Origin of the sequence: Rhodoblastus sp., from assembly GCF_019449565.1 — a bacterium.
In the GTDB taxonomy this organism is placed as follows: Bacteria; Pseudomonadota; Alphaproteobacteria; order Rhizobiales; family Beijerinckiaceae; genus Rhodoblastus.
The window spans coordinates 1-3,468 of the sequence record NZ_JAGRPM010000077.1; the positions used below are offsets into that span (position 1 = coordinate 1).

Here is a 3,468-nt window from a genome sequence, read left to right on the forward strand (position 1 = left end):
CAAGGTGGTGGCGCCGGAGCTTTACATCGCGGTGGGGATTTCCGGCGCGATCCAGCATCTGGCGGGCATGAAGGACTCCAAGGTCATCGTCGCCATCAACAAGGACGAAGAGGCCCCGATCTTCCAGGTCGCCGATTACGGCCTCGTGGCGGATCTCTACGCCGCCCTGCCGGAGTTGAACGAAGAGCTCAAGAAGATCGGCCGTTAGGATAGATGCGGCGGCGGCGATTGTGACCTATGATCGCCGCCGCTTGCGTGAACTGGTCGGGAATGGATCATGACCTTCGAAATTCGTAAAATCGGCATCGTCGGGTCAGGTCAGATGGGCAGCGGCATCGCGCTGGTGAGCGCAGCCGGCGGTTTCGACGTCGTCATGAACGATATTTCCGAGGACAGAATCAAAGAGGCCATCGCCAAGATCGACGGCAATCTGAGCCGTCTGGTCGAGCGTGACGCCATGACTGCAGCTGATAAGGCGGCGGCCATCGCACGCATCAAGCCGGCGCCCGCCTTCAAGGATCTCGGCGACGCGGATCTGGTCATCGAAGCCGCCACGGAAAACGAAGAGATCAAGCGCAAGATCCTCTCCGAAGTATGCCTGTCGATGAAAAAAGATGCGGTCATCGCGACCAATACATCTTCAATCTCGATCACCCGCCTCGCTTCGACCACCGATCGTCCCGGTCGTTTCATCGGCATACATTTCATGAATCCCGTTCCGCGCATGCAGCTGGTCGAGCTGATTCGCGGCATTGCGACCGATGACGAAACCTTTTCCGCCGCCCGCGTCTATATCGAGAAGCTCGACAAGACGGTGACTGTTTCCGAAGATTTTCCGGCCTTCATCGTCAATCGCATCCTGCTGCCGATGATCAATGAGGCGATCTACACGCTTTATGAGGGCGTCGGAACCGTCGACGCCATTGATACGGCGATGCGCCTCGGCGCGAATCACCCCATGGGTCCGCTGCAGCTGGCCGATTTCATCGGCCTCGACACCTGCCTTTCGATCATGCAGGTCCTGCACGAGGGCCTGGCAGATTCGAAATACCGGCCTTGCCCTTTGCTGGTGAAATATGTCGAAGCCGGCTGGCTGGGCCGCAAAACCCAGCGCGGCTTCTATGATTACCGTAGCGGCGCGCCGATCCCGACGCGATAAAACGCCGCATACGCAGGAAAATCACTGGAAAGTCTTCACAAAGGCGTCATGCCCTATATACATTATCCGCATCCGAGATCAGGCTTTTCAAACGAGTCGATTTGCAGGGGGCGGCCAATGAATGGTCAGACGCAGCCGATGCCCAAGCCGGGGTTTCGCCCGGGGCGCGCCGTTTTGTCCCTTGATCCCTTATTCCCCGACTCCACGCGCGCCGCGCTTCATCCCTGGAAAGGGAGGGCGGCGTGACCGCCGCGTTTCTGCATAGGCGCCAACGGGCGCCGGTTGCGGAAACGGCGGGCGCCGAAGCTGCGCCCAACAGACTCTCTTCCTTTCGGTCCAGCGACCGGACGATGATCCTGACATCGGCGGGAGCTGTAACGCACGCCCATGCCATTCGAAAACGGCGGAGGGCTTCATGAACGCCCATGTCGCCAATCTTCGCACGCTGGTGCTCAACGCCGACATGCAGCCCGTCAGCTGGGCGCCCCTCTCGATATGGAGCTGGCAGGACGCCCTCGTCGCCCTGCTGAAGGGCAGGGTCTATCCTGTCGCGACCTACGAAGACGTCGTGGTGCGCTCCGCAAATAAATCCTTCGAGGTCCCTTCGGTCGTCGCCCTCAAGGCCTATCATCGCCGCAAGACCATCGCCTTCACGCGCTACCACGTCTTTTTGCGCGATGAGTTCACCTGCCAATATTGCGGCAGCAAGGCCCTGGCGAAGGATCTGACCTTCGATCACGTCATCCCGCGCTCGAAGGGAGGCCAGACGACCTGGTCCAATATCGTGGCCTGCTGCCAGCGCGACAATCTGCTCAAGGCCGATCTGACGCCCAAACAGGCCGGCCTGAAGCTGCGGCGCGCGCCCTTCGCGCCGAGCCCCTACCAGCTCGACATGATCGCGCGGCGCCTGCCCCAGGCCAATAACGAGCTCCACAAGACCTGGAACGATTTTCTCTACTGGGATTCGGAACTCGATCGCTGATTTTTTGGCGCCGGCGGCCGAAATCTTCCGATTGAAAAGATCGCCGATTTTGCAATTATCCCAGTTCGGTGGATTTGCCGCCCACGACGCTTGGCTTTTCCGGTTCGATTCGGATTGACAGCAGGTCGTAGCGCGAATAACCCCACCGTCCGAAGGCCTTCGATCGGCTTGGCCCAGCCGGCGGACGACGACAAGGGGATTCCAAAAGTGGCGAAACCGGAACTCGGCAGTAAACGTCAGTGTCAGAATTGCGGCGTGAAATTTTTCGATCTCAATCGGGATCCCATCCTTTGCCCCAAATGCGGCGCGACCTTCCAGCCGCCAGCCTTGTCGCGCGCCGCCGCCCGCGCCGCCGCCGCGGAGGATGAAGAAGCGGATCTGCCCGAGGCCGGCGCTGAAATCGTGTCGCTTGAAGAGGCCGACGCCACTGACGAGAAAGTGGCTGCCGTGGTCGACGACGATGTCGATCTGGGCGACGACGCCCCGGACGACACCTTCCTCGAAGAGGAGGAAGAGGATAACGACGACGTCGCCGATCTCATCGACGGCGATATCGAAACCGACGAAGAGGGCTGAGGCGCCGCTAGGCGGGCGCGGTGCGCCGTCGTCATCTTCTCGTTCAGAAGAAAGCTCGCGCCGCAAAGGCGCGGGCTTTTCCGCTTTTTTGAACGATGTTTCGGGCCAAACTCCCCAAATTACAGCAAGGTCACGACGAAATTTTTTCGACGCGCAAATTTTTGTCCCTGGGCGGCTCAAAGGGCTTGTCCCCCCGCCGCCTTGCCGCTATACACCCGCCCACGCCTCGCCGTAACGCGGTCGCCTTCCCAAAGGCATGAGGTGGAAATGTGGGGCCATAGCTCAGTTGGGAGAGCGCTTCAATGGCATTGAAGAGGTCGTCGGTTCGATTCCGTCTGGCTCCACCAAAACACTTCCTGATCGCCTGAAATTTTTGCCGCCGCAAAGGCGGGCGCGGCGTCAGACTCCGCCGATTCGGCGTATTCGGACAATCAGATCGACGCCGACGACATCGAATCCTTCCGCGTCGGGCAGATTGAACAGCGGGATCATCGCGTCGGGCATGTCAAAGAGAAGCTTCGCGTCCTCGTCGTAGAAGTGGAAGTGAGAGCCCGTATTGGTGTCGTACCACACCGTCGCCCCATAGAGAGCGACTTCGCGCACAAGACCTGCTTTGGTGAAATCCTGGAGCCCCGCCTTTACGGTCTTGGGCGTGAGCGGCAGGTCCATAGCGTGCGGATTCCGACGAAGCCGGCCACGCATTCCAATAGGAAGCCGGCCACCTATTCCGATCTGAAGCCGGCCAGCGTTC

At 60.0% G+C, this 3,468-nt stretch carries 4 protein-coding genes, 1 tRNA gene and 1 pseudogene; 5 read left to right on the plus strand and 1 reads right to left on the minus strand.

The features are described from left to right. The 5 genes from QZ409_RS17235 to QZ409_RS17255 form a co-directional block, all read left to right on the plus strand. Positions 1–208 (plus strand): FAD-binding protein (locus QZ409_RS17235; RefSeq protein ID WP_296713737.1); only part of this gene is annotated, 208 nt, incomplete at its 5' end. Positions 209–277: 69 nt separating this feature from the next. Further along, positions 278–1,159 carry a 3-hydroxybutyryl-CoA dehydrogenase gene (locus QZ409_RS17240; RefSeq protein ID WP_296713739.1) on the plus strand — a complete coding sequence of 294 codons (882 nt, stop codon included), beginning with the start codon at positions 278–280 and terminating at the stop codon, positions 1,157–1,159. A gap of 415 nt (positions 1,160–1,574) precedes the next feature. Next, positions 1,575–2,141, plus strand: coding sequence for an HNH endonuclease (locus tag QZ409_RS17245; RefSeq protein WP_296713741.1), 567 nt, complete (start codon positions 1,575–1,577; stop codon positions 2,139–2,141). A gap of 207 nt (positions 2,142–2,348) precedes the next feature. Further along, the gene (locus QZ409_RS17250) at positions 2,349–2,717 is read left to right on the plus strand and encodes a TIGR02300 family protein (RefSeq protein WP_296713743.1); all 369 of its coding nucleotides are present in this window, start codon (positions 2,349–2,351) and stop codon (positions 2,715–2,717) included. A gap of 271 nt (positions 2,718–2,988) precedes the next feature. Beyond that, positions 2,989–3,064: transfer RNA gene (locus QZ409_RS17255), tRNA-Ala, on the plus strand. Between the two features lie 52 nt (positions 3,065–3,116). On the opposite strand, the pseudogene QZ409_RS17260 reads toward QZ409_RS17255, so the two are convergent. Then, positions 3,117–3,468: pseudogene (locus tag QZ409_RS17260) on the minus strand (hypothetical protein); the annotation flags it as partial.